At 69.5% G+C, this 1,020-nt stretch carries 1 protein-coding gene; it reads left to right on the top strand.

The features are described 5' to 3' along the window. Nucleotides 1-69: 69 nt before the first annotated feature. Nucleotides 70-1,020 (top strand): site-specific integrase (locus MJ797_RS22495; RefSeq protein WP_239340925.1); only part of this gene is annotated, 951 nt, incomplete at its 3' end.

Below are 1,020 nucleotides of genomic sequence, written 5' to 3'. Positions count from 1 at the left end.
TAGAAGTTACGTGGAATCTGGCCGGGGTGATCGTGTCTCCCCGATGCGACCACGGACTTGGGAGACGGCTTGAGCGGCACAACGGTGCTGACGGAGAAGTGGCCGGTGCTCGGCCGGCACGAGCAGGCGGCGGTGTGGCTGCAGATCTGGACGGATCTCGGTCGGGCTCCGAGGACGGTCGACGCTTACGCGCGTGGGTTGGCCGAGTACCTGCTGATGTGCGAGCGGGAGGACGTCGACCCGGTCACCGCGAACCGTGCCCACGTCGCCGTCTTCGTGCGGGAGCTGACGTCGCGGCCGAGCCTGCGGGGCGCGAACGTGGTGGCTATCGACTCGGGGGCCGGGCTGGCGAACGCCACGATCCAGCAGCGTCTGGTGCCGGTCCGGCTGTTCTACGACTTTCTGATGGAAGAGGGGTTGCGGGAGTCCAATCCGGTGGGTCGGGGCCGTTACACCCCCGGCGGACGGGCTGGCGGAGCGCAGCGCGGCTTGGTGCCGCGGCTGACCAGGCTGCCGTGGATTCCCGGCGAGCAGGAGTGGCTGCGGCTGTTGGAGGAGGCAGGCCGGGAGCCGGCGCGTAACCGCCTGATGCTGGCGCTGGCCTACGATGCCGCGCTGCGGCGCGAGGAGTTGTGCTCGCTGCGTACCGATGACATCGACCCGGCGCACCGCACGCTGCGGGTCCGGGCGGAGACGACGAAGAACCGGCTGGAGCGCGTCGTGCCGTACTCGGCCTCGACCGGGGTCCTGCTGTCGCAATACCTCGCGCACCGGGTTTCGGTGAGCCGAGCGAGGGGGCCATTGTTCCTGTCGGAGTCGCGGCGCAACCACGCCCAGCCGTTGAGCTTGTGGACCTGGTCAAAGGTGGTCCGCCGGATCGCCCTGGCCTCAGGGGTCGAGCGGTTCTCCACGCACACGACCCGGCACCTGTGCCTGACGGACCTGGCCAGGATGGGCTGGGAGGTCCACGCGATCGCCGCTTTCGCGGGGCACCGTCACACTGACTCCACGCTGCGGTAT

The organism is Protofrankia sp. CiP3 (assembly GCF_917627345.1).
In the GTDB taxonomy this organism is placed as follows: Bacteria; Actinomycetota; Actinomycetes; order Frankiales; family Frankiaceae; genus Protofrankia.
Note: the sequence above shows the minus strand (reverse complement) of the source record. Positions and strands in the feature narration are given on the sequence as shown.